The sequence below is a fragment of the Thermodesulfovibrionia bacterium genome, from assembly GCA_030646035.1.
GTDB lineage: Bacteria > Nitrospirota > Thermodesulfovibrionia > UBA6902 > UBA6902 > JACQZG01.
The window spans coordinates 21668-45694 of the sequence record JAUSMY010000058.1 but is presented as its reverse complement, the minus strand read 5'-3'; the positions used below and the strand labels follow the sequence as shown (position 1 = coordinate 45694).

General features: G+C 43.9%; 23 protein-coding genes. 7 read left to right on the top strand and 16 right to left on the bottom strand.

The features are described from left to right. The first annotated feature begins 117 nt into the window (after nucleotides 1-117). From Q7U10_10540 to Q7U10_10530, 3 genes are all read left to right on the top strand, one after another. Entirely contained in the window at nucleotides 118-804 is a 687-nt protein-coding gene (locus tag Q7U10_10540; protein ID MDO8283040.1) for an OmpA family protein, read from the top strand. Between the two features lie 134 nt (nucleotides 805-938). Beyond that, entirely contained in the window at nucleotides 939-1487 is a 549-nt protein-coding gene (locus Q7U10_10535; GenBank protein ID MDO8283039.1) for an HPP family protein, read from the top strand. 236 nt (nucleotides 1488-1723) lie between these two features. Continuing rightward, nucleotides 1724-2953 (top strand): peptidoglycan DD-metalloendopeptidase family protein, encoded by a 1230-nt coding sequence (locus Q7U10_10530; GenBank protein ID MDO8283038.1) that lies wholly within the window; start codon nucleotides 1724-1726, stop codon nucleotides 2951-2953. Here Q7U10_10530 and amrB read toward each other — a convergent pair. The 6 genes from amrB to infB are packed head-to-tail and all read right to left on the bottom strand — an operon-like array spanning nucleotide 2931 to nucleotide 9371. Then, the gene (gene amrB, locus Q7U10_10525; protein MDO8283037.1) at nucleotides 2931-4343 is read right to left on the bottom strand and encodes an AmmeMemoRadiSam system protein B; all 1413 of its coding nucleotides are present in this window, start codon (nucleotides 4341-4343) and stop codon (nucleotides 2931-2933) included. The two genes, Q7U10_10530 and amrB, sit on opposite strands and share 23 nt — an antisense overlap. Nucleotides 4344-4378: 35 nt before the next feature. Next, nucleotides 4379-4666 carry a DUF167 domain-containing protein gene (locus Q7U10_10520; protein ID MDO8283036.1) on the bottom strand — a complete coding sequence of 96 codons (288 nt, stop codon included), beginning with the start codon at nucleotides 4664-4666 and terminating at the stop codon, nucleotides 4379-4381. Continuing rightward, nucleotides 4663-5565: a tRNA pseudouridine(55) synthase TruB gene (gene truB, locus Q7U10_10515; GenBank protein ID MDO8283035.1), complete on the bottom strand. Its 903-nt coding sequence runs from the start codon at nucleotides 5563-5565 to the stop codon at nucleotides 4663-4665. Before truB ends, Q7U10_10520 begins: the two co-directional genes overlap by 4 nt. 30 nt (nucleotides 5566-5595) lie before the next feature. After that, nucleotides 5596-6582: a bifunctional oligoribonuclease/PAP phosphatase NrnA gene (locus tag Q7U10_10510; protein ID MDO8283034.1), complete on the bottom strand. Its 987-nt coding sequence runs from the start codon at nucleotides 6580-6582 to the stop codon at nucleotides 5596-5598. Beyond that, a complete protein-coding gene (gene rbfA, locus Q7U10_10505; GenBank protein MDO8283033.1) occupies nucleotides 6539-6943 on the bottom strand; it encodes a 30S ribosome-binding factor RbfA in 405 nt (134 codons plus the stop codon). The genes Q7U10_10510 and rbfA overlap by 44 nt, the downstream gene beginning before the upstream one ends. Nucleotides 6944-6992: 49 nt before the next feature. Then, entirely contained in the window at nucleotides 6993-9371 is a 2379-nt protein-coding gene (gene infB, locus Q7U10_10500; GenBank protein MDO8283032.1) for a translation initiation factor IF-2, read from the bottom strand. A 148-nt stretch (nucleotides 9372-9519) separates the two neighbouring features. Between infB and rpmB the strand changes: the two genes are divergently transcribed. Both rpmB and Q7U10_10490 read left to right on the top strand, forming a co-directional pair. Beyond that, nucleotides 9520-9708 carry a 50S ribosomal protein L28 gene (rpmB, locus tag Q7U10_10495; GenBank protein ID MDO8283031.1) on the top strand — a complete coding sequence of 63 codons (189 nt, stop codon included), beginning with the start codon at nucleotides 9520-9522 and terminating at the stop codon, nucleotides 9706-9708. Nucleotides 9709-9743: 35 nt separating this feature from the next. Further along, nucleotides 9744-10181, top strand: a complete 438-nt coding sequence (locus Q7U10_10490; protein ID MDO8283030.1) for a DUF721 domain-containing protein — start codon at nucleotides 9744-9746, stop codon at nucleotides 10179-10181. Nucleotides 10182-10186: 5 nt separating this feature from the next. Here the strand turns inward: Q7U10_10490 and clpX are convergent, their stop codons facing one another. Genes clpX through Q7U10_10470 form a run of 4 tightly spaced genes read right to left on the bottom strand, consistent with a single transcriptional unit; the run spans nucleotide 10187 to nucleotide 13632 of the window. Then, a complete protein-coding gene (gene clpX, locus Q7U10_10485; protein ID MDO8283029.1) occupies nucleotides 10187-11443 on the bottom strand; it encodes an ATP-dependent Clp protease ATP-binding subunit ClpX in 1257 nt (418 codons plus the stop codon). 3 nt (nucleotides 11444-11446) lie between these two features. Next, entirely contained in the window at nucleotides 11447-12043 is a 597-nt protein-coding gene (clpP, locus tag Q7U10_10480; protein ID MDO8283028.1) for an ATP-dependent Clp endopeptidase proteolytic subunit ClpP, read from the bottom strand. A gap of 21 nt (nucleotides 12044-12064) precedes the next feature. Then, entirely contained in the window at nucleotides 12065-13327 is a 1263-nt protein-coding gene (gene tig / locus Q7U10_10475) for a trigger factor (protein MDO8283027.1), read from the bottom strand. A 35-nt stretch (nucleotides 13328-13362) separates the two neighbouring features. Continuing rightward, a complete protein-coding gene (locus tag Q7U10_10470; protein MDO8283026.1) occupies nucleotides 13363-13632 on the bottom strand; it encodes a hypothetical protein in 270 nt (89 codons plus the stop codon). A gap of 101 nt (nucleotides 13633-13733) precedes the next feature. Here Q7U10_10470 and Q7U10_10465 point away from each other — a divergent pair, with 101 nt between their 5' ends. Together Q7U10_10465 and Q7U10_10460 are read left to right on the top strand one after the other, a co-directional pair. Further along, nucleotides 13734-14711 carry a glycosyltransferase gene (locus Q7U10_10465; GenBank protein MDO8283025.1) on the top strand — a complete coding sequence of 326 codons (978 nt, stop codon included), beginning with the start codon at nucleotides 13734-13736 and terminating at the stop codon, nucleotides 14709-14711. After that, nucleotides 14708-15781 carry a radical SAM protein gene (locus Q7U10_10460; protein MDO8283024.1) on the top strand — a complete coding sequence of 358 codons (1074 nt, stop codon included), beginning with the start codon at nucleotides 14708-14710 and terminating at the stop codon, nucleotides 15779-15781. Before Q7U10_10465 ends, Q7U10_10460 begins: the two co-directional genes overlap by 4 nt. A gap of 8 nt (nucleotides 15782-15789) precedes the next feature. Here Q7U10_10460 and Q7U10_10455 read toward each other — a convergent pair whose 3' ends face one another. From Q7U10_10455 to Q7U10_10430, 6 genes are all read right to left on the bottom strand, one after another. Then, on the bottom strand, nucleotides 15790-16428 hold the full coding sequence (locus Q7U10_10455) for a DUF502 domain-containing protein (GenBank protein ID MDO8283023.1): 639 nt from the start codon (nucleotides 16426-16428) through the stop codon (nucleotides 15790-15792). A gap of 68 nt (nucleotides 16429-16496) precedes the next feature. After that, nucleotides 16497-18512, bottom strand: a complete 2016-nt coding sequence (locus Q7U10_10450; protein ID MDO8283022.1) for a tetratricopeptide repeat protein — start codon at nucleotides 18510-18512, stop codon at nucleotides 16497-16499. Between the two features lie 35 nt (nucleotides 18513-18547). Then, nucleotides 18548-20701 (bottom strand): tetratricopeptide repeat protein, encoded by a 2154-nt coding sequence (locus Q7U10_10445; protein ID MDO8283021.1) that lies wholly within the window; start codon nucleotides 20699-20701, stop codon nucleotides 18548-18550. Continuing rightward, nucleotides 20656-22125 carry a radical SAM protein gene (locus Q7U10_10440; protein ID MDO8283020.1) on the bottom strand — a complete coding sequence of 490 codons (1470 nt, stop codon included), beginning with the start codon at nucleotides 22123-22125 and terminating at the stop codon, nucleotides 20656-20658. The genes Q7U10_10445 and Q7U10_10440 overlap by 46 nt, the downstream gene beginning before the upstream one ends. 80 nt (nucleotides 22126-22205) lie before the next feature. Then, nucleotides 22206-23594: an FAD-dependent oxidoreductase gene (locus tag Q7U10_10435; protein ID MDO8283019.1), complete on the bottom strand. Its 1389-nt coding sequence runs from the start codon at nucleotides 23592-23594 to the stop codon at nucleotides 22206-22208. Nucleotides 23595-23687: 93 nt separating this feature from the next. Beyond that, on the bottom strand, nucleotides 23688-24005 hold the full coding sequence (locus tag Q7U10_10430; protein ID MDO8283018.1) for a hypothetical protein: 318 nt from the start codon (nucleotides 24003-24005) through the stop codon (nucleotides 23688-23690). Between the last annotated feature and the right edge of the window lie 22 nt (nucleotides 24006-24027).

Sequence of the window (24027 nt, the reverse complement as noted above, 5' to 3'; positions counted from 1 at the left end):
GATAACAGCCTATAACTAAAAAAACCAGGAGGGATGGATATGAGACACAAAGTATCAAAAACTATTTTTTCAATTTTACTGCTCTTATCACTTGCATTTACCATAGGATGTGCAGGCATGGATATTGAGACAGGTAATAAGTCCCGGTACTTATTTGTTCCTGAAGGGCTCCAGGAAGCAACCAGGCTTTTGAATTTGGCAAGAGAAGATGGAAAAGACAAAGCCTGCAAAAAAGAATTTGCAGCAGCTGAAGCAGAAGTCAACCGCGCCTTTGTAACATATGACCAGTGTAAGACTGACGAAGCTGCACAGATGATGGCCAAAGCTATTGAAAAAATAAATGCTCTCTGTCCGTATATACCACCGCCAATTAAACCTGTTCCTGAGGTAATAATTACACCTGTTCCCGAGGTAGTAGTTGTTCCTGAGGTAAAGGTTGTTCCTGTGGAAAAGGTTATTGATAGGCTGACTCTTCATATTAATTTTGACTTTGATAAGTCTATTATCAGGAAGGTTGAATATGCAAAGCTTGAAAAGGCTCTGGCATTTATCAGCAAATATCCTGAGGCATCTCTTGTTATAGAGGGTCACACAGACAGTAGAGGTACTGATGCTTACAATGATGTTCTTTCATATAAACGGGCAAATGCAGTAAAAGAGTATTTTATTACAAAAGGCAAGATCATTGATGCCAAGATAAAAAGGGTAACAGGTTACGGCGAATTGAAGCCCATCGCATCTAATGATACCAAAGAGGGAAGATTTGAAAACAGGCGAGTGGAGATACTTATAGTTACTGAATAAAGATTAAACTATATTTAATATAATTGTGAAAGAAGGGGCAGTTTATTTTAAACTGTCCCTTCTTTATTTTCTGCCTTTTAGAGTTTATGATATAAATCATAAACTCTACCCTGTAAAATCAAGTAACATACTATATGAACGCATTAAAAGAATATTTCAACAAAATGAAAGGGGCTGAAAAATGCCCGCCAAGGGTCTGCCTTTCAGAGATTGGATGGTCATGGATTGGAGCTTTTCTCGGAATTGCCGCTGTCAGTTACATCGATTATCATATTCTTGATAAAACCGACCTTGTTATGGTCATCGGTTCTTTCGGAGCTTCAGCTGTTCTTATTTATGGAGCGGTCAAGAGCCCACTTGCGCAGCCTAGAAATTTATTGGGAGGGCATATCTTCTCAGCCGTCATAGGAGTTGCTTCTTATCAGATGTTAAGCCAGCACATCTGGCTTGCAGGGGCAGTGGCTGTTGCAACATCCATCGCATTCATGCATGCTACCAAAACGCTCCACCCACCTGGTGGCGCAACCGCACTTATTGCAGTCATCGGGAGTGAAAAGATACACAACCTTGGTTTCCTCTACGCCCTTGTTCCTGCCGGCCTTGGAGCGGTAATTATGCTCTCTGTCGCGCTTCTGATAAACAATATCCCAAAGTCCCGCAGATACCCTGAATTCTGGTTCTGAAAACCCCTTAACAGATCAAGGGCTTGCCTTATTCCACTGTCTGACAGATAGACAAAACCTCCTGCAGGTTGAATTCTTTAAACTTTATATGTTAAAAAAGTAAGCACCGCCTGAAAAAAAGATAACATTAATCTGCTGTTTTCTATCTTTTTTTCTTCTACATCATATATCTTTTGGTGTTATGCCGGCAATAAACTGATTACAAATGTAATGTATTACCGCTGTAAGGAGATATTATGAAGAAACTATTTGCCGCAGCCTTTTTTCTGATAGCTGCCACTTTAATACTTTTCCAGATACGGGATGTAACGAATATTAAAGAAGAAGTAGATAAAGAACCTCAAAAAATAGAAACCTCAAGGAATATAACCGGCACGATAAAAAAGGGGGAAACCTTTTTTGAGGTCTTTAAGCGCCGCGGTCTTAATATCGCTGAGTTGTTTGCGATCCGTGAGGCAGCCGCTGATGTTCACCACTTAAAAAAGGTACAACCCGGACAGCAATATAATATTTCAGTCGATGCAGACAACCGTATTAAGTCCCTGTCGTACTGGATAGGCGATGACGGCGTACTTGAAGTCACACGAAAAGACCAGGTTTTTAAAGCTAAAAGAATTCCTATTGCGTATGAAAAAAAGATTGAGCACATCAGCGGCATAATAAAAGACAATCTTATCTCCTCCATAGGTGAAGGCAGGGAGAACCTCATACTGGCGCTTCAGCTTTCCGACATATTTGCGTGGGACATAGATTTCACTTCCGACCTGAGAGAAGATGACAAATATAAAATTGTTGTCGAAGGGCTTTACCTTGACGGGAAGTTCAAGAAGTTCGGGAGTATACTCTCTGCTGAATTCAACAATAACGATAAAACATACCATGCCTACCGCTTTGAAAATAACGGGAAGGCCGGCTACTATGACGCGGACGGCAAATCATTGGCAAAGGCTTTCCTGAAGGCGCCGTTAGACTTCAGACAGATAAGCTCATATTTTTCAGGGAGCAGGCTTCATCCCATACTGAAGGTCTACAAGCCACATCACGGGATTGATTATTCCGCACCTGCAGGGACTCCTGTCTCAGCCCTCGGAGACGGGAAGGTCGTTTTTGCCGGATATAACGGCGGATACGGCAACCTTATAATAATAAGGCACAATAACGGATATGAAACATATTACGGCCATCTCCAGGAAATTAGCAAGAATATCAGTACAGGAAGAACCGCAGAGCAGGGCCAGGTTATCGGCAGAGTCGGCACTACGGGAATTTCAACCGGGCCGCACCTGCATTTCGAATTACGGATAAATAACGAACCGGTCAATCCTCTCAGCGTAAAGCTGCCAAGCGGAGAATCCATGCCCCAGCAGTTAATGGCCGGATTCAGACTCTTCAGAGATCAGATGAACACACAGCTGGCTTTGATCACAACGCCTGTTTATGCATTCAAGGAACAATCTCTGCGGTAAACCAGTAAAGCTCAGCGTCCTTCCATGCATCAGGAGGAAGCCCTGCCTTCTTTGAAACCTGCTGCAGGAATGTCTCCCTGTCCCAGCCGAATTCAAGAGGGACCTGAGGAAGAAGAATGCCGCTCCTGCCGTCCTTTTTAATGTAAAGCCCGTGCTTGCCTACTTCTATGGCATTCGTGTCCTTCACAAGTTCAAGAGGAGAGAGTATCGTCACCTCGACCTCGATGTTATCAAGCTCCTGTTTTTTTAGAGGCGGAAACCGCGGATCTCTTGATGCAGCGCTAACGGCATTTCTGATAACAGAATCATAAAGCGGCATTTCAGGCATTATATTGCCTATACATCCTCTAAGCACGCCGTGCTCCCTTATGGTCACAAACGTAGCGCCGTTGCTCTTCAACCTCTTATTCTCAGTGGCTGACGATGGCTGTTTGCCGTCTTTCACATAAAGATTGATAGTATCTTTGGCAAGCTGCAGCAGAGTCTCTTTCTCCTTATCAGAAAGATAGCTCTTATAAAATCCCATCGCGGCATAACCTACCACATGGCTCTTGTCGCCTGTAACATCGCCTGAGTTTGCATATTTGTAAAGCACGGCATTGGTCGCTCCAAGATTTTGCGCCACCGCCATCGTGTATAGAACAGGATAGCCGCCGCACATCTCGCCTTCACGGCTCATCAACAATCTTTCAGTCTCATCAATAGACATCCTCTCAAGCGCGTCAATGGTCATCATATCCATCTTTACGGCAGTCTCATAATCATGATAGTGCGATAGGTCTGTGCTCGCTATGATTATCACACTGTCATCATCCCTCATTATCTCAGTCAGTTTTTGTGTGAGAAACTTGTAAGACTCCCTGGTAGGGGAACCGATAAGTATGGGGACGACCTTGAAGTCCTTGAGAGTGCGCTGAAGAAAAGGAAGCTGAACTTCAAGAGAATGTTCCTTCTCAAACGCTTCAGGCAAAAATGTCACATCCGCTTCCTTGTTGATAAGGGAATTCGCAATCCTGCTGTCAACTTTCACAATTCCGAGTGGCGTCTTCATCCCGTCTCCGGTGTAAACAGATACGCCATGAAATGCCTTATGATGGCTGGCCCCTATCAGAATAACAGTCTTTATATTCCGCTCTTTGAGATGATTATAAGTATATGCAGCAATACCGCCGGAGAATTGATATCCGGCATGCGGGGATATAAGGGCTATCAGCCTTCCACTGCCTACTTTATCCTTTACGCTTGAGAGAAAGCTGTCAACGGTATGTGCAAGCACCTTTTCATCTTTGGGATAAAATGCGCCTGCAACCGCAGGCTCCTTCACATCGGCAGAGCATACAAACGGAGAGAATATTAATGCAAAAAGAAATATGCTAAGAAGCCTTTTCATTATTAATTCATCTTCGACACAAAAAAGATCTTGTTTTAGGAAGTTTTCACCACACCATCTAAACTCTTCAAACCTATCAGCTTTACAATCTTATTCTTTGATGTCTCGCCCGACATTATCTCAATGTCCTTTTTCTTAATACCAAGCTCTTTGGCAAGAAGCTCTATGAGTTCCTTATTTGCCTTGCCATCGACCGGAGCGGAGGTCAGCTTAACTTTTAATGCATCACCGTATGTGCCTACGATAGAGGAACGGGAAGAGCGGGGTTCGACCTTTATCTTTATGATAAGCTCATGCTCTGCGCCCTGCTTTGCTTTCTTCATAGAGCAAAAACCACATCCATCTTGATAATCTTTCTTTCATTGCCATATCTGCCTACAGCTAACAATTCATTATCAGGTGACAGTATCCTGATCCCCTGAGCTGTTTTAATATCATCAGAGAGCTCTAAACCCTGCCTGATATTGATAGCATTCCCATGGCTTACGGAAAGCACCATATTCTCTGTTATCTTAAATTCCGGCATATGTTTCAATGCGCTGTTTAAAGTATGGATCGCTTTGTTGTCAGTCTTGGTAATGTCCAGTTCCTTCAGTTCATCTATCTCCAGGGCATCTTGCAGATTAAACTCCCCTATGGCGGTGCGCTGAAGTTCTGTCATGTGGGCGCCAACTCCGAGCTTCTTGCCGATATCATGGCAAAGGGTCCTGATATATGTGCCCTTTGAGCAGGCGACCTTTAACTTAACGAATGGCAGATCAAAATCCAGAAGCTCGATGCTCTTTATATTGACCTCTCTTGATGTTCGCGCGATATCTATGCCTTGTCTGGCATATTCATAGAGAGGCTTGCCCTTATGTTTTAAAGCGGAGAACATCGGCGGGAGTTGGGATATCTTACCTTTGAACAAAGAGAGCACAGCTTTAATATCTGCTTCACTTACATCAATGCTGTCAGCTTTCTCAAGAATCTCTCCGTATGCGTCCTGCGTATCGGTTGATTCACCGAGTTTCATGACAGCGATATACTCTTTGTCAGAGCCGGACAGATATGTCGCAAGCCTCGTTGCTTTGTTTATGCAGATGAGAAGCAGGCCCGTTGCCATTGGGTCAAGCGTGCCGCAGTGACCCGCCTTTTTGACCTTCAGTATCTTTTTAACTTTCGTAACGGCATCCTGGGATGTAATATCTTTGGGTTTGTTGAGGCTGATTACAAGGTTCATAGAGGAAGATCAAAAATGAAATGGCAAAGGTTAATTAGATTTTTTACTTATTGTTAACGATTCTCTGACAGCATCAAGAATTATATTCTTTACTTCCTGAAGCGGACCTTTTATACTGCATCCGGCAGCAGGAGCATGGCCTCCTCCTCCGAAGCGGGCAGCTATCTTCTGGACATCAATAACGCCTTTAGAGCGGAGGCTCACTTTGCATTTGCCCTCGTCACCCTCTCTGAAGAAGACGGCAACTTCAACACCCTTGATTTTGCGCGGGTGGTCAACAAAGTTTTCCGTGTCCTCTGGCGTTGTTCCGGTCTCTTTTAACATCTCCTTAGTGACCGTGATCCAGGCTATACCGCCTTCTTTCTCGATTGTTGTGTAGGCAGAAGCAAGAAGCTGCATGGCATTATACGGAACATTCTCATAAAGTTCCCTGCTGATCCACCATGGCTCAGCACCTGCGGCAACAAGTTTTGAAGCTATATGTAAAGCCTCCGGAGTCGTGTTGGAGTATCTGAAGCCTCCGGTGTCAAAAAGAAGGGTTGTGTAAAGGTTTGTGGCTATTTCCTTATCTATCGCTACGCCAAGTTCAGTCAATATCATGAATATAAGCTCGCCTGTTGCGGCAGCCTTGGTTTCAACCATACTTTGAAGCATCGTTTCACTGTCCCATATCTCTTGAGCATTATCAGGCAGAATATGATGATCGACAATGATGACTGATTTTGCCTTGAGATCTTTGAGGCCTGTCCTTTCAATAGTATTGCAATCAACTATGAACAGAACATCAAACTCTTTGTCAGGAACTTGTTGGATGAGCAGGTCTGAAGAAGGAAGGAATTTGAGGTCAGCCGGTACAGTGTCCCTGTTAATGACCTGCACATCTTTCCCCATCCTCTTTAATGCGATTGCAAGCGCGATGCTTGCGCCTAAAGCGTCGCCATCAGGGTTCAGATGGCTTGCTATAAGAAAATCATTACTCTTCTTTATCAGGCTTATTAATTTCGGCGCTATCTTCATTATTCTCTGTTACGCTCTCATCGGTCTTTATCTCGCTCAATATCTTGTCTATCTTTTTGCCGTATTCAACTCCGGAGTCTATCTTAAAGTGTATTTTAGGAAGAACCCTCATCCTGATATTCCTTGCAATTTCGCTTCGTATAAAAGGTGTGGAGTTAGCGAGTATCTCAAGAACGGTCCCGCGTTTTGAGTCATCAAGGACGCTTATAAATATCGTCGCGTGCCTGAGGTCATCAGTGACCTTGGCCCCTGTCACTGTTACGAAACCGAGTTTAGGGTTATCGAGCTTATGCGTAATAATGTTGGCAGTCTCTTCCTTTATCAGGTCGCTTACCCTTGCTGAACGTTTAAATGGATGCATAATGATTAATTAACAGTTGAAAATTAAGAACCTGAATTGGGGTTTAATATTAATCAGAAAGTTTTGTGGCGACCTTTTCTATTATATAATTTTCAAGGATATCGCCGACCTTAATGTCGTTAAAATTATCCACCAGAATACCGCATTCAAACCCTGTCTGAACTTCCCTGACATCTTCCTTGAATCTCTTTAACGAGGCTATCTTGCTCTCATAAACAACGACACTATCCCTTATAACCCTTACGCCGGAACTTGCCCTGCTCATCATCCCGTCGATCACATAGCACCCGGCAATAGATCCTACCTTCGAAGCTTTGAAAACACCTCTGACCTCGGCGCGGCCGAGCACTTTTTCATTGAATGTCGGGGCAAGAAGGCCTTCAAGCGCCTTTCTTACATCATTGATAGCTTCATATATTACGCTGTAAAGTTCAATATCAACACCTTCCCTTTCTGCCAGTGAGGCAGCCTTGGCATCAGGACGGACATTAAAGCCTACGATTATGGCATTAGATGCTGAGGCAAGCATGATATCAGACTCATTTATGCCTCCGGCGCCGGTATGGATGACCTTGACCTGAACATCTGAAGTGCTCAGGTTTTCAAGAGAATCCTTGACAGCTTCCACAGAACCCTGCACGTCAGCCTTGATAATTATGTTAAGATCCCTTATCTCTCCCTCTTTAACCTTTTCAAAGAACTCATCAAGGGTCACCTTCTTCATAGGGGCAGCAACCGTTCTCTGTTTCTGAAGCCTGGTAACAGCTATCTGCCTTGCTCTCCTCTCATCCTCAAGCACTACAAATACATCACCCGTCTGTGGAATATCCGGAAGCCCGATAACTTCAACCGGAGTTGAAGGCCCGGCAGTATCGATCTTCTTGCCGTTGTCATCCAAGAGAGCCCTGACCCTTCCGGCTATCGTGCCTACAAGGTATGAATCTCCTGTCTTCAGCGTTCCGGATTCAATTAAAACAGTGGCAATAGGCCCTCTTCCTTTATCAAGCTTTGCCTCAATGACTGTGCCTCGTGCCGCTCTCTTATAGTCAGCCTTAAGCTCAAGCACTTCAGCCTGAAGAAGGATCATCTCAAGGAGAGTGTCTATGCCTGTCCCCTTCTTTGCAGATACTTCCACAAAGATATTTTCTCCACCCCATGCTTCGGAAACCACATTATACTGAGATAGTTCATTCCTGACCCTTGAGACATCCGCTTCAGGCTTGTCTATCTTATTTACTGCAACAATAATAGGGACCTTGGCTGCCTTGGCATGATTAATAGCCTCGATCGTCTGCGGCATAACACCGTCGTCAGCAGCCACTACAAGGACAACTATATCAGTAACTTTAGCGCCCCTTGCCCTCATCATTGTGAAGGCCTCATGCCCTGGAGTATCGAGAAAGACGATCTCCTTTCCCTTAACTGTTATCTTGTAAGCGCCAATATGCTGTGTTATGCCTCCGGATTCTGACTCTGTAACCTTTGTCTTTCTTATGGTATCAAGCAATGTGGTTTTGCCATGGTCAACATGTCCCATTATAGTAACTATCGGCGGACGATGCATCAGCGCTGACTCATCTACAGCTGCTAACTGAAGAAATTCTTCCTCGCTTTCAACCTTGGTTGGCTCTATCTTGATATCATATGTCTCGGCAACAATTTGAGCAGCATCCGCATCAAGAGCCTGGTTTATAGTCGCCATGTATCCAAGCTCCATAAACTTCTTGATGACATCCTGAAGTTTCTGGCCTATCAGCTCTGCAAACTCTTTTACAGTGGTGCCTTCCCTGAACTTGAGAATTCGCTTGCGTGGCTGCGTAGACAAGGGAGGAGCTATCGTGTCAACACTTTTTACCAGCGGCTTCTTTTCAGTCTTCTTATGATGGGCCTGAAAGGCAAACCCTTTATTGCCGGCTTCAACCCTTCTGATCGAGTCAAATGCCTTCATCATACCAGGCTTATTCTGGAACTTGGACTTATTGTCGCGGGCTTTTTCTATTTTAGCTGCATTTTCAGTAGAAGCAGGTTTGATAGAAACCGCTTCCGTTTCTTCAGCCTTTTTGACAAAAGAAGGTTTTGCAGTTTCTTCTCTTTTTTGTTCCTCTTTATCTTTTGGCTTACCTTCTGCCTTCTTTGCTTTTGCAGGTGCAACAGACTTATTTTCTTTTTTTACCTTATCATCCGGCTTGGAGGGCTTTGTCTTCTGCTTTTCAGCCGTAGTCTTGTTTTGAACCTTTGATGCAGTTTCCGCCTCAGTCTTTTCTCCACCCTTTTTATTAAAGAACTGAATAATCTTTAGGGCTATATCTTCATCTATGCTTGAAGCATGGGATTTGGCCTCAATTCCAAGCTCATTAAGTTTGGCAAGTATCTCCTTATTGCTGACACCTGTCTCTTTTGAAAGTTCATGAACCCTTTTTTTTGCCATTATTCTCCCTTGCCGAATACCTTAAATGCTCTCTGAATAAAAAAAGACTTATTTACACTGAACTGCTATAATTTAGTTCTTGTAACATAAGAACACATAATGGTATCATAAGTGCTCTTTTAATTCAATCCTCAAGGAGGAAGTATAAATGGCAGTATGCTCAGTTTGTGAAAAGCAGAGAGTAGTAGGCAACAATGTCAGTCACGCTAATAACAAGACAAAACGTGTCTTCAGGCCTAACCTGCAGAAGATGCGGGTCCAGACCGAACATGGAACAAAGAAGCTTCATGTTTGCTCAAGATGTCTGCGTTCAGGAAAGATCAAAAAGGCAGTTTAGTAATTATCAGTTGCTGATTATTAATTGTTATTTACATGCACTCTCTTAATGGCCTCCTAAAAAAATATTTTAAAGAGTCGGGCATTGAGAACGGGCTTCTAGTCAACAAACTGCAAAAACATTGGCCGAAGCTCGTTGGTAAAACCATTGCAGCACACACATCCCCTGAAGCGATCAAAGACAAACAGCTTACAATAACTGTTGATACTCCGCAATGGATGCATCATCTCGGTTTCTTCAAGGAAGAGATATCTGAGAAGCTTAAGCAGTATGACATGACAGAGATCAGGTTTAAACTGGGCAGGCTCTCAAAAGCTGAAGCCAGCATTCCTTCACCAAATAAACTTGAGCTCTCAAACGATGATTTTGCTTACATCGAAGACACATTGAAAGATATTAATGACCCTGAATTAAAAGAGAAGCTGACAAAACTCATCGCCCACGGGCTCACCGAAAACAGAAGAAAAACTTAGACAGCCTACGCAGACTCTGCCTTTTCTTCAAAAAGCAGCACAGGTTTACCATTATTATTGACCACACCGTCTGTAATGAGGCACTCCTTGATTCCCTTTTGGGAAGGGATCTCGTACATAATATCAAGCATCACGTTCTCAAGTATCGCCCTCAACCCTCGTGCACCTGTCTTGCGCTTCACCGCCTCTCTTGCTATGGAAACAATAGCTTCTTCTGTAAACCTAAGCTTAATAGAATCAAAAGAAAAGAGCTTCTGATACTGCTTGATAATAGAATTCTTCGGCTCAGTAAGTATCCTTACCAAGGCATGTTCCTTCAACTCATCAAGTGTCGCAAATACAGGAAGCCTTCCGACAAATTCAGGAATGAGCCCGTACTTTATAAGATCCTGCGGCTCTACCATTGAAAGCACCTCGCCTATCGGCTTTTTATGACTGCTCCTCAATTCTGCGCCAAAACCTACAGTGGACTTAGAGGTTCTCTTCTCAATCGTGTCTTCAAGCCCTACAAATGCCCCTCCGCATATAAAGAGTATGTTGGCGGTATTTACCTGTACAAACTCCTGCTGGGGATGCTTTCTGCCGCCCTGCGGTGGGATGTTGGCAACCGTGCCTTCAATTATTTTCAGAAGGGCCTGCTGGACTCCCTCACCGGAGACATCCCTTGTTATTGAAACATTCTCGGTCTTCCGGCCTATTTTATCTATCTCATCAATATAAATTATGCCTCTCTGCGCCCTCTCAACATCATAATCAGCAGCCTGAAGAAGCTTGAGTATTATGTTCTCTACATCTTCCCCTACATATCCTGCTTCCGTCAGTGTTGTGGCGTCAGCAATGGTAAACGGCACATTAAGCATCTTTGCAAGGGTCTGCGCAAGAATTGTCTTACCTGTACCGGTCGGGCCTATAAGCAGTATATTGCTCTTCTCAAGGTCAATATCGGAATCAGCCGGATTATTGATCCTTTTGTAGTGATTATGCACAGCAACAGAGAGGATTTTTTTAGCCTTATCCTGCTCAATGACATAATCATCAAGAAAGCCCTTGATATCCTTTGGAGTAGGAATGTTCTGCGCAACACTTATGTCAATGGATGAGTCAAACTCCTCAGCCATGATCTCGTTGCACAGATTCACGCAGTCATCACATATATATACTGTAGGGCCTGCGATTAGCTTCCTGACCTCCTTCTGTCCTTTTCCGCAGAAGGAACATTTGAGCATATCGTCTTTAACCCCTGTCTTTTTATTATCTTCCATTATTTATCCCGTTATTTTTTTTAGTGATACTATCACTTCATCTACAATGCCGTATTTCTTTGCCTCTTCGCCTGACATGAAATAATCCCTCTCGGTATCTTCCCGAACCTTGTTTACATCCTGTCCTGTATGTTTTGCAAGTATCTTATTAAGTGAATCTTTTATCTTCAGGATCTCCTTCGCATGTATCTCAATATCAGATGCCTGACCGTAGGCTCCGCCAGTTGGCTGGTGTATCATTACCCGAGAATGAGGGAGCGAGAACCGCTTGCCTTTGGTGCCTGCGGATAAAAGAAGCGCACCCATGCTGGCAGCCTGCCCTATACAATAAGTGGCGATATCCGGCTTTATATACTGCATTGTATCATATATGGCAAGGCCCGCAGAGACAGCGCCGCCCGGGGAATTAACATAAAGATGAATATCTTTATCCGGATCTTCTGTCTGAAGGAATAAGAGCTGTGCAATTACGGTATTAGCGACATTATCATCAACAGGACTTCCTAAAAATACTATCCTGTCCTTAAGCAGCCTGGAGTAAATGTCATAAGCCCTTTCTGACCTTTCAGACCGCTCAACTACTATAGGTATTAAATTCAATTCTCTCTCCTGTAATAAATGTTATTGGATCACTGCTTTTTCTAATAAATATTCTAACACTTTATCCGCGAATAGTCTGCTCTTCATAGCGTCCATAGAGCCTTCCCTCACGCTGTAAAGCTTAGTCAGCTCTTCAAGTCCCAGGTTATGGCGTGCAGCTATCTCCTCCATCGCCTTTTTAATGTCATCATCAGTCACTGCAATATTCTCTTTCTTGCCGATAGCCTCAATTATAATCACACTCTTTACATTGTCCCTGGCGGTAGCCTCGTAATCCTTGCTCAGCTCCTCATCAGTTTTAACAGCCACGCCCCTTCTGGAAGAATTTTCCTGCATCTGCTGGATGAAGCTCTCAATCTCGCTCTTCACCATAGAAGAAGGGACTTCAATGTCATTGTCCTTAATGATCTTATTGATGATATCTTTTTTATAGGCGAGATTCATCTCGCTCTCTTTTCTATCACTTATATCATCTTTGATCTTCTGTTTGAGCTCATCTAATGTGTCACATTCAAACTCATTGGCAAGAATTTCATTCAGCGGTGGAATTTCTCTCTTCTTAGTCTCGGCAACCGTGACTTTGAACAAGACCTCCTTGCCTGCGATGGCAGTGTTTGGATGGTCATTTTCAAAATTTATCTTTACCTCAAAAACATCTCCCTTCTTCTTCCCGAGCATAGCCTCGCTGAACTCTTTGGGTGTCTCTTCAGCACCCTGCAAGAGAGTGAGATCCTTTTGAGACATGTCTTCACTCTTTTGACCGTCTACAAAAGCATCTGCATTGATTACCGCGATGTCGCCCTTTTCAACTTCAGTCTCAGAAACAGTAAAGAGCACTTTGCTCTCCCGAAGTATCTCAAGCGCCTTATTTATCTCTTCGTCCTCAACTGTAAATGTCTTCTTCTCTAAAATAATGCCGTCGTATTTAATACCGCTTACGTCAGGTTTGACCTCAACAGTAAGTGAGAATACAAGCGGCTGATCTGCCTTGATATCCAACCTGCCTTCAATGTTGGGATAATCAACAGGCTCAAGCTTAGCCTCGTCTATCGCCCTAGAATAATATTCAGGGATTATCTTCTCTATGACCTCGCCTTCGATGCTCTTGCCGTATTTCTTTTCAAGAATGGCGCGAGGCGCTTTACCCGGCCTGAAGCCCGGGACCTTCACGCTTGCATTTAGCCTGCTGTAAGCGCTTGAAAGTTCATTAGCAATTACTTCTGAAGGTATACTGATACTGAGTTTTCTGGTTGTTGGATTTATTTCCTGAACTTCCTGGAGCATATCACCTCACATGGTTTTTTACTTTGAAAAGACTGTTAGTAGGGAACTACAATATCATAATCCGCAAGCATTTTTGCTATCTCTTCAGTGCTCTTCTGCTCATAGGGATTCGCCGGATTATTGGTAAATATCTTAACATCAAGGTCCTGCATTGTTTCGAGGTTAAGCTCATTGTCAGCATTCATCTCAACCTTCTTATCCATAATAAATACATGGATCTGATCATCAGCCAAAGTAGCTCCAACTCCCATCCTGAGCGCCTCATCCACTCTGTCTTTTACGATTATTGCAACTTTTTTAGCCATATCGCCCTCCTATTAAATAAGTTGGCATATATTATAATAATAAATGATTTATTTTTACAATTAATACGCTTCCCCTAATTTTTTATGATGAAACAAAGAAAATGCCAAGCATCTCAATAGTTATACCAAATTACAATATGGCAGGAACCATAGGAATCTGCCTGGAGGCAGCTCTGGCTTCTGAATACGATGATTTTGAAGTAATAGTCGTTGATGACAATTCTTCAGACAACTCCGTTGATATCATCAAGGAATTCCCGTGCAGGCTCATTTGTCTTTATGAAAATGCAGGTGCCTCAAAAGCAAGAAACATTGGAGCCCAAAACAGCACCGGAGATATCATCTTCTTTACTGACGCTGACTGCCTTCTTCAAAAAGATACTCTTTCTGCTGCAAGAAGGATAATATCAAAAGAAGGCGATATCGTACTTGGAGGAACCTATACAGTTGAACCTTTTGATAAGGACTTTTTCAGCCGCTTTCAGTCCGTATCTATTAACTATTCCGAGACTAAAAATACTGCTGACCCTGATTATATAGCAACACACGCAATGGCAATTCATTCCCGGACATTTAAAGAAAGCAACGGATTTCCTGAAGATTTTTTGCCGATGCTGGAGGATGTCGAGTTTAGCCACCGGATGAAGGGGGCAGGAAAGAGACTTGTAATGAATCCCGACATCAAGGTACAGCATGTATTCAACTTCTCATTCTCTCGTTCACTGAAAAACGCATTCAAGAAATCCAGGTACTGGATAATTTACTCGCTTTCAAATAAAGACTTGACCGCTGATTCAGGATGCGCGTCATCTGAACTGAAATTCAATGTTTTATCTTTTTTTGTCACTCTCCTTCTGCTTGCATCATGGGCGGTCTTTCAGCAACCCCTGTCTTTATACCTTATCCCGCTTACCTTAACTTTGAATATTGCATTAAGCAGAAAGCTGATCATGGCTTTCTATAGAGAAAATGGTACTGTATTCGCAATTCTTTCACTGCTTTACTGGATAGTGGTCTATCCTGTCCCTGTGTGCGCAGGAGGAATTTCCGGATTAATAAGCGCTCTATTAAAAAAATGAGATATTCTCCCTTCCGGCATATAGGAACAGCCCTTAAGAAGAGCGATCCTATACAGTTGACCCTATTCCTCACAAAGAGATGCAACTCAAGCTGCCCCTTCTGCTTCTATCTTTCAAAAGAGAACGGGACAGCAAAAGATGAGCTCACACTTAATGAGATAAAAAAGATCTCTTCCTCAATGGGCAATCTGTTATGGCTTGCCTTCTCAGGAGGCGAGATATTTCTAAGGGATGATATCGTTGATATAACAGAAGTCTTTTATAAAAATAACAGGCCATCCATCATACTGCTCCCCACAAACGGGCTGCTTACAGATACTATTGTTAAAAAGACCGAGGCCATCCTTAAAAAGTGCCCCAAGAGCAGTATAGCTGTAAAACTTTCTGTGGAGGGTACTGAGAAGCTCCATGACTCCATAAGAGGCAAGGGAAGCTTCAGAAAAACGATGAGGACATTCACAGAGCTCGGCCGACTCCTTGACAGATACCCCAACTTCGACCTCGGCATCAACACCGTCTTCTGCTCGGCAAATCAGGACAGCATGGAGAGGGTGATAGATTTTGTAAGCGAACTTGATAATGTCAGGACACATACCATCTCACTTATACGCGGGGATGTGGCTGACGAAAAACTAAAGGATGTTGACATGGATAAGTATCACAAAGCCATAAAGAAACTCGAATCAAACCTTAAGGACAAGACCTCAAAAATCTACCGCTTCAGTGGAGCAAGGCTCAAGGCAGCGCAGGATATACTTCAGCGCAGACTTATATACGAGACCTTCACACAAAAGAGACAGTTGGTCCCCTGCTACGCCGGAAAGCTCAACATCGTGATCACAGAGACAGGGGATATCTATCCATGCGAATCATTTGACAAGAAGATGGGGAATGTCAGGCAGGATGGATATGATATGAAGAAGATTATAAATTCTGAAAAGGCCCGGAGAATTATCGCTTCAATTAAAGAGAACCGCTGTTACTGCACACATGAATGCTATATGATGACCAATATACTATTTAATCCCATGATGTATCCCGCGCTTTTGAAAGAATATATGCAGTTGTAATATATGCCTTACCGAGCATCCGCCTCTTTCTCTTTCATCTTCTTCAGCATCGACTCAATAAGAGGTGCCGAACCTGCGCCGCAGCTTATCACTGACCTCATCGCCTGTTCAACAGGCACATCCACCAGATAAACATTCTCACTTTTTAAATGGCATATATTTCCGGATGTCGGATTAGGGGCTGTAGGAATAAAGACGGTATAGCTGCCGTCAGGGTGCGAGTCAGTTATAAATGCAATGAAGAGCGCATCAGTCCCGAATACCCGGACCAGCGCCACAGATGAGAACGGGGCTTTCTTGCCGCCGAGAAACTGCATAACAGTATCCTTGATCAGTGTATAACCAGGGGCCACTTTGAGAATTTTTTCTTCGATCGTCTTATGAATAAAGATCCCTAATCTGGTTTTGACAAATATCCCCACAAAGAAGCAGGTAAGCACTATGGTGGCAAGGACCATGAGATCGGCAAATATCCTCTGGTACTTTGAAATGTACATCGTCTCCATCACAAGATCGGTAAGCGGCTGGATCATCCCGGTTACCAGGCCGAAGAGCCATTTGAAGAACATGATGAGTATGGCAACCGGCAGTATGACAACTACCCCTCCAAGAAGTGATGTCTTTAAAAAAGCTTTAAGCCTATTCATGTCTTACTCCTCTGATATTGAACAATGTTATTTAAAACCTCGTTATTGGTTTCATTGCACGATATATATTAATTAATATTTTTTCGTTTTAAATGATCCTCAGCTCTTTTCAGACCAAGTGAAGATGCCCTCTTGAAACTTGATATAGCCTTTCCATTCTCCCCCAATTTTGTGTATATGATCCCCATATTAAAATATGCAGTTGCATTGTTCGGGGCAATCTCTGCAACTCTATTGTAATCTTTAAGGGCAAGGTTCCAGTTTTCCACGCGGTAGTAAGCATTTCCCCTGTCAAAATAAGGCTCAGACTGTCCGGGATCAATCTGTATAGCCATGCTATAGTCTTTTATCGCCTCTTCGTGTTTTGCCAGTCTGCTGTAGATATCACCTCGTTTATTATAGGCCTTGGAATGCCCGCGGTTCAGCTTGAGAGCCATGCTGAAGTCATTTAAAGCTTCGTCATACCGCTTAAGCTCGCCATAAGCAAGACCGCGGTTATAATAAAAATCAGGAATGCCGGGGTTGATCTCTATAGCCTTGCTGCAGTCCAGAATCGTCTTTTCATAATCCTTAAGCATCCCATGAGCAACCCCGCGGTTGCTGTAAGCCTGGGCCAATTTCGGATCAAGTTCAATGGCCCTGTTATAATCTTTCATCGCCTCTTCATACTTTTTCATCGAAACATATAAAACACCGCGGTTGTTATACGGCTTTACGTATTTTGGATCTATTTTTATCGACCTGTCATAGTCAGCTAAAGCCTTTTGAACATCGCCCGCCTTATCATAAGCTATTCCGCGATTTGTATAAGCCATTGGAACTCTGTCAGGAAGATGCTCTATCTGATAAGACCATAGCGTTATAGTATCTTTCCATATACGTATCTGATTGATGGTCTTATCGGCAAAGATTGCAATCAACAATAAAACAGCAATAGCAAGAGCTGTCCTTAAGTCCCTTCTTTTAGTCTTCTTGTATATGCTGCCCGCCGCAAGCCCGATGAGAAGAAAAGGGCCGAGGCAGGGCAGGTATGTGAAACGTGTAAAATTCCCCTGAATGCGTAATATCCCTATCACAGGCAGAAGTGTCATGCCGTAATAAAGCCAGGCGCTTAAATACACCCTGTCCCTCTTTAACAGAAATATGCTGAGTATTGTAATGGCTGAAAAAAGCACGAATGCGCCCATATACTCAAAAGATAAAATATTCACATTGTCAGGGTAAGTAAAATACGGTATAAGATCTGTCGGTAAGATCATCTTGTAAATAAAGAATAGATAGCCGCGCATCGCAGCAAAGACACGTTCAAGCAATGAGTACTGCTGCAGTTTTGTTGATGCGTCAGCAGAGACGTTTGTCCAGATAGTTATCAGCGACATCAAAACGGTCAATAAAAAGAATGGCACCTTCTCAGCTGCAACAATCTTTATACTCTTCCATCCCATCCCTGGAAAGATCCTTTTCAATGGATAGTAGTCCAGTATAAGAAGCACAGCGGGAAGGGTCACTGCCATAGGCTTGCTCATAAGCGACATGGCAAAGAGGATCAAAGATGCCAGATAAAATTTGATCTTCCCTGATCCTGAAGATGCGTATTTAAGATATGCAAGCATGCTTAACAGATAGAAGAATGAGTATAAGAGATCCTTCCTTGCCGTCACCCATGCGACAGCCTCTACACGCAGTGGATGCAGCCCAAACAGCAAAGCTGTAACAATGCCAGCAATAAGCGGCATCTCATTAAATCCTTCCGCATTCTTCTCAGGCATTGCAAGGCTTACAACACGGAAGACCAGGAAAAAGACCAAAAGTGCATTTAGTGCATGAAGAATATTGTTAGTAAGATGAAAACCCCACGGGTCAAGTCCCCATACTGCATAATCAACTGCGAACGATAGAAAGATAAGAGGATGCCAGGTGGTTAGGCCTACATGTGTGAATGCCCATTTGACTGTATTGAGGTCAAGTGAGCGTATGTGAAGATTGTCGCTTATTAATGTGTCATCATCCCAGATAAGGAATTCATTCTGCAGAGCCGGCAAAAAAACAAGAAAGGTTGCGGCAGCGACGAAAAGAGCGGCCATGATAATAATTAGCCTTCTATTATATGGCATACCCATTACTTGCGGCTTTCAGGCCTTATCTCCCTTAAATACTTATCTGCTTCTTTATTGCCAAGCCCGGATGCTTTAATAAAATCCTTTTCTGCCAAGTCAGGATTCCCCATATACAGATAAACAACCCCACGGCTTATATATGCTATATCTGATTGAGGGGCAAGCTTGATAACCATACTGAAATCTTCTATAGCCTTAGAATAATTAGTCAAGTTCATATATGAAGTCCCGCGGTTGCCGTATGCCTCAAGAAAGCCGGGCTTCAGCTCTATCGCCTTGCTGAAGTCCTTTACGGCATCATCAAACATGCCCTCATACATGTATAAGCTTCCCCGGCTAAAGTATATATCAGGTTCAAGAGGGTAGATGCTTAAGTAGGATGCGTAATCCTCAAGAGCCAGCTCTGTGTTGCCCAGCGCCGCGTGGACGCCGGCCCTCTTTTGGTAGCCGTTGATATACACAGGGTCAAGCTCTATCGCTTTCGTAAGGTCTCTCAGCGCCTCCTGCATCTTCCCCAGCTTTGCATAGCAGTCGCCACGGTTTATGTATGCCTTAACATATCCCGGGGCAATAATTATTGCTGTATTGTAATCAGCTATCGCCTCTTCATACCTTCCCATCATCTCATACACGATCCCGCGGTTATTGTATGTTTTTTCCTTCTTTTCGGAGATCTCTATGGCCTTATTGTAGTCGCCCAAGGCCTCTTCGAGCTGACCTTCCATTCTGTATGCCATACCGCGGTTGTTATATACCTCGGGCAAACGGCCGGGGAAAATCTCCAGCTGATAGCTCCACAGCCTTATGGTATCCTTCCATATGGCTATCTGGCTGACCGTCTTGCTTGCATACAACAGGGTTATCGAAAAAGCAGATATAAGGACCAATGCCTTTAGCGACTTTTTTGATGCCCCCGTATATAGACTTCCTGAAAATAGACCTACAAGAAGAAGCGGGCCGAGGCTTGGAAGGTATGTAAAACGCGAAAAGCCCCCGTTAAAACGAAATATGTTTGCCACAGGCAGAAGCGTTATAATGTAAAAGAGCCAGGCAATTAAATATACCCTGCTCCTGCTTAATAAATACAAGCAGAGAGTGGTGATAGCAAGAAAGAGCACAAGCGCTCCGATTAACAACAACAGCGCATTTTCCGGACTGCTGGTAATGATAGGAAACGGCGCAATAACGACCGGCAGAACCATCTTGTAAAGAAAGAATATGTAGCTGTGCAGCGACATATATATACGCTCCATAAAAGTGTATTTTGCCATTTTGACCGCAGCTTCGGCAGGGTGATCCATCGAAAGCGTCACAAAAGATATTACTGCAGAAAACAAAAAGAACGGGATCTTATCTATCACAACTGCCTTTATCCTCTCCATTCTCATTCCTGCATGGATCCTTCTTAACGGATAGTAATCCAGCAGAAGCAGCACTGCAGGCAATGTTACTGCCATTGGTTTACTCATAAGAGACATAATAAAAAACAGGAGTGAAAGGAGATAAGAACCTAAGCTCCTGTTTTTCGACGAAACGTATTTGAGATATGCAAGAATGCTCAATAGATAGAAAAAGGCATATAAAACATCCTTTCTTTCGGTCACCCATGCGACCGACTCGACACGCAGCGGATGCACCCCGAAAAGCAGGGCGGTCACAACACCTGATACAACAGCCATTTCACTGACAACCCCACCCTTTATATTTGGCACAGCATACTCGACAAGACGGAAGACTATAAGGAAGACCAGAAGGGCATTCAAAGAATGAAAGATATTGTTTGTCAGGTGAAAGCCCTTTGGATCAAGACCCCATATCGCATGATCCAGCGCAAATGAGATGAATGTTATCGGATGCCAGGTGGTCAGTCCAAGATGAGTGAATACCCAGTTGACCATTTTAAGGTCAATTGAACGGATATAAACATTATCAGTAACCAGCTTGTCATCATCCCACAAAAGAAACTCGTTCTTAAGAGTGGGGAGAAATACAAGGAAGACCACAGCAGCAACGATCAATGCCGAGGTAATAATGATAAGGTTTCGAGAAAGGCCTTTCCCTTTAACAGAAGCAATATCGCTGTTATTATCAGTTCCCTTATTCCGCATCTTCAGGTTATGCTCTTTCTGCTGCTGAAAATCCCTCTTTCTGCCCATATCCAGAAGAGGCTCTTTACACCTTGAAAAGCAGCCTTTATATCATTTATGCTCCTGAACTTCAACAACCTCTTTACAACATACCCCGGCCGCGAATAGAATCTCTTATATGCAAGCTGCCTCAGCTCTGATATCTCATCCCTTGTCATGCTGTAAGGCACAAAAGCCGCTCCCTGATAAGTAAAGTCTCTCAGGTCGTCGGACATGGTGCCGTATTTCTCAAGATTATCATAAAGCTCAGAGCCTGGGAAAGGTGTGATAGCGTGAAAGCTGGCTATCTCAGGATCCAGCTCGCATGCAAACTCAATGCTCTTCAGGCCGTCTTCGTATGTCTGTCCCGGAATACCGAAAAGAAACGGGGTATGAACCGTTAACCCCACCTCTTTTGCCGCTTTTACAGCCTTGCGCGTCTGCTCAAGCGTTATCCCCTTTTTTATCGCATTAAGATCCTTCTGCACCCCGCTTTCAGCGCCGAATAATATCGCCCAGCATCCGGCGTCTTTGAACGCCTGCAATAGCGGCTTATCAACCTGATTCACACATGCGGAAGCAAACCAGGCAAAATCAAGTCCGCGCTTTTTTATCTCTCCTGCAAGCTTCATCGCCCTGTCATAGTCAGCGGCAAGGGTGTCGTCTATGAACTTTATCTCCCTGTATCCCTGTTTGATACATAGCTCTATCTCTTCCAATACATTCTCGACACTGCGAAAACGAATGCCGCTCTTCCTCGTCTTGTCTATCTGAAAGCAGAAGAGGCATCTCCTGTTGCAGCCCCTTGCGGTTATGATAACAGCCACCGGTTTTCTTTTATAAGTCGCAGGCGGCGGTATATAGTCCTTGTCATCACCAAGCAGTTCTCTTGCCGGGAAAGGAAGTGAATCAAGGTCTGTTATCAAAGGCCGCGGAGGATTTTTTACTATCTTATCCCCTTCACGGTAAATAACCCCAAGAACGCCTTCAAGGTTTTTACCTTCAGACAGCCTTTGCAGCATCTCAACCATTGTCAACTCGCCCTCGCCTGTGATAACAGCGTCAATGTTCCTTAGATCTTCAAGACATTTCTCCTGCATCGCTATCGGGTAAGGACCTCCGACAGTTATAAAGATATCCTTCAGCAGCATCTTTATCTGAGATGCAGCGTGAACTGCCTTCTTCCATCCGAAAGCGGTAGAGTAGATCCCGGCAACATCAGGCTGAAAATCATGCAGTTCTTTGAGTATCTCACTGTGGGTCATGAATGCGCCGTTCAGGAACCTGACCTCATGCCCCGCCTTCATGAGGGAAGAAGCGACATAAAGCGTTCCAAGAGGCTGCCAATAGTTTATCTGTGAGCCGGCGGTCTTTGATGAGAAGATATCCTCAGGAACCCAGGAAGGGATTATCAAAGCGCATTTCATTTTGTTGCCCGCAGTCACTTTTGCCATTTCAGTATTATATACGACCCGCTTCAATGCATGCAGTAAGATTTTATTTCAGAAGGTGAAGCGATTGCAGTAGAACAGATCTACAGGGCTTTGCCGATCATCCTCTCAGCGACATCTATACCAGACTCCATCGTATGATCCATATTGTAGTACCTGAACTTCCCGTTCCTGCCTGTGATATGAAGGTTCTTGAAGTTGTCCAGATAATCGATCAGCTTTTTGTAATGCTTCTCATACCCGACCTCAAAAAGCGGATATGTCTTCGGCACCCTGACAACGCAGCTGTCTATAACTTCCGACTCCTGTATGAAACCGAGCCTGACAAGCTGTTTGACTGTGATAGAAGTGAGTTCCTTATCATCTGTATTCCAGATGTCATCGCCTTCAAAACAGAAGTACTCACATACAAAGTGTGTCTTTCCTTCGGGCGCCATCTCAGGACTCCAGTTTTTGGGCTCATGTATCCTTCCAAGGGAAAAATCCTTCTCAGGAATATATATCCATGTAAGATCGGTCAGCTTCTCGCGGTCAACCATGACTGTTACAAGAACAAGGTCCCTGTATTTGAGGCTTGAAGCAGCCTCAAGCACATCATCCGGAGGAGCAGGGCTTAACATCTGAACAAGGCTGGTCACAGGAATACTTGATACAAACTCCCTGGCTTCAATCTCATGGATATTATCACAATTCTTCGCGATAGCGCTGATCACGGTAAAATCCTTATGAATGATCTGTGTGACCTTTGTGCCGGTCATGACGGAGTTGGACTTTTCTATCTCCTCTTTGAGCCTGTCTGATAGATACCCTATCCCATGAGAAGGGTAGATGAAATTACTGGCAAGGGTGGGAACATCCTTGCCGCTGAATTTAAAGAAGGCGTTCTTTATGGCGACCCAGAGCGAGAGGCCCCTGATCCTCTGAGAGACCCACTCCTCGCTGATCCTGCTGCAGTCGATTCCCCAAACCTTCTCGCTGTAATCCTTGAAGTAAAGGTTGAACATCGTGCGGCCGAAGTTGTTGACAACCCAGTCCTCAAGAGAGATATTCACAGGTGTTATGAAAATGCCTTTGACCTTCTCTTTTATATAGTCAAAGAGGATTTTAGCGGTTGTTGGGATGCCTAATCCAAAGATAGAGTTTGAGGGCTTTAGGGGATAATCAAAGAACATGCCACGCATATATATCTTGCTTTTTCGTGATACGGCAAGCGATTCCTGGTCCAAAAGCCCTTTGACATACTGCTCTATCTTTTTATTCTTGGTTATAAACCTGTGTCCGCCGAGATCGAACCTGAAATCATTATGAATGATTGTCTTTGAAAGCCCGCCAACTGTGGCGTCGCTTTCAATAACTATGAGGTCTTTTCCTGCGACTGAAAGGGTATGAGCAGCTGAAAGGCCGGCAAGCCCCCCGCCCAAAATCACAGCATCTTTCATCCCGCTTTTAGTGAAGTTAGAATTAATATTCATTATTATTTACAATAAAAAATGCCAGAAAGACCACTCAAAATATGCAGCCTTTCTGGCATCAGTGCATCATAATTTAAGAAAACAACTAACTTCTTAGTGTCCGTAACCGCCTGCTGGTTTACCTTGACCACCCGTCGGAGTTCCATATCCACCTGCCGGTGTGCCATAACCACCTGCCGGATGACCGCCCGGAGTCCCATATCCACCTGCCGGTGTACCATAACCGCCTGCTGGAGCCCCACCCTGACCGCCTGTTCCGTATCCTCCTGCCGGATGACCTCCTCCATAGCCGCCTGACTGAGCTGTTGGACTGCCGCCGGTTCCTGCATCATTAGGCGCCAAACTGTACCCAACCAGAAAAGCAAGGATTGCAACAACAATCAATATTATTATCCACAAACTGTTCTTCATTACAGGCCCTCCTATAACCTTC

Excerpts from the sequence above, each read along its gene's own strand:
- Q7U10_10455 (MDO8283023.1), bottom strand. The coding sequence starts at position 16,428 with ATGAATAGGCTTAAAGCTTTTTTAAAGACATCACTTCTTGGAGGGGTA.
- Q7U10_10440 (MDO8283020.1), bottom strand. The coding sequence starts at position 22,125 with ATGGCAAAAGTGACTGCGGGCAACAAAATGAAATGCGCTTTGATAATC.
- Q7U10_10445 (MDO8283021.1), bottom strand. The coding sequence starts at position 20,701 with ATGGGCAGAAAGAGGGATTTTCAGCAGCAGAAAGAGCATAACCTGAAG.
- Q7U10_10530 (MDO8283038.1), top strand. The coding sequence starts at position 1,724 with ATGAAGAAACTATTTGCCGCAGCCTTTTTTCTGATAGCTGCCACTTTA.
- Q7U10_10510 (MDO8283034.1), bottom strand. The coding sequence starts at position 6,582 with ATGAAGATAGCGCCGAAATTAATAAGCCTGATAAAGAAGAGTAATGAT.
- Q7U10_10535 (MDO8283039.1), top strand. The coding sequence starts at position 939 with ATGAACGCATTAAAAGAATATTTCAACAAAATGAAAGGGGCTGAAAAA.
- Q7U10_10540 (MDO8283040.1), top strand. The coding sequence starts at position 118 with ATGGATATTGAGACAGGTAATAAGTCCCGGTACTTATTTGTTCCTGAA.
- rbfA (MDO8283033.1), bottom strand. The coding sequence starts at position 6,943 with ATGCATCCATTTAAACGTTCAGCAAGGGTAAGCGACCTGATAAAGGAA.
- Q7U10_10450 (MDO8283022.1), bottom strand. The coding sequence starts at position 18,512 with ATGGCCGCTCTTTTCGTCGCTGCCGCAACCTTTCTTGTTTTTTTGCCG.
- Q7U10_10490 (MDO8283030.1), top strand. The coding sequence starts at position 9,744 with ATGCACTCTCTTAATGGCCTCCTAAAAAAATATTTTAAAGAGTCGGGC.
- tig (MDO8283027.1), bottom strand. The coding sequence starts at position 13,327 with ATGCTCCAGGAAGTTCAGGAAATAAATCCAACAACCAGAAAACTCAGT.
- Q7U10_10430 (MDO8283018.1), bottom strand. The coding sequence starts at position 24,005 with ATGAAGAACAGTTTGTGGATAATAATATTGATTGTTGTTGCAATCCTT.
- infB (MDO8283032.1), bottom strand. The coding sequence starts at position 9,371 with ATGGCAAAAAAAAGGGTTCATGAACTTTCAAAAGAGACAGGTGTCAGC.
- amrB (MDO8283037.1), bottom strand. The coding sequence starts at position 4,343 with ATGAAAAGGCTTCTTAGCATATTTCTTTTTGCATTAATATTCTCTCCG.
- Q7U10_10470 (MDO8283026.1), bottom strand. The coding sequence starts at position 13,632 with ATGGCTAAAAAAGTTGCAATAATCGTAAAAGACAGAGTGGATGAGGCG.
- Q7U10_10435 (MDO8283019.1), bottom strand. The coding sequence starts at position 23,594 with ATGAATATTAATTCTAACTTCACTAAAAGCGGGATGAAAGATGCTGTG.
- Q7U10_10465 (MDO8283025.1), top strand. The coding sequence starts at position 13,734 with ATGCCAAGCATCTCAATAGTTATACCAAATTACAATATGGCAGGAACC.
- truB (MDO8283035.1), bottom strand. The coding sequence starts at position 5,565 with ATGAACCTTGTAATCAGCCTCAACAAACCCAAAGATATTACATCCCAG.
- clpX (MDO8283029.1), bottom strand. The coding sequence starts at position 11,443 with ATGGAAGATAATAAAAAGACAGGGGTTAAAGACGATATGCTCAAATGT.
- rpmB (MDO8283031.1), top strand. The coding sequence starts at position 9,520 with ATGGCAGTATGCTCAGTTTGTGAAAAGCAGAGAGTAGTAGGCAACAAT.
- Q7U10_10460 (MDO8283024.1), top strand. The coding sequence starts at position 14,708 with ATGAGATATTCTCCCTTCCGGCATATAGGAACAGCCCTTAAGAAGAGC.
- Q7U10_10520 (MDO8283036.1), bottom strand. The coding sequence starts at position 4,666 with ATGAAGAAAGCAAAGCAGGGCGCAGAGCATGAGCTTATCATAAAGATA.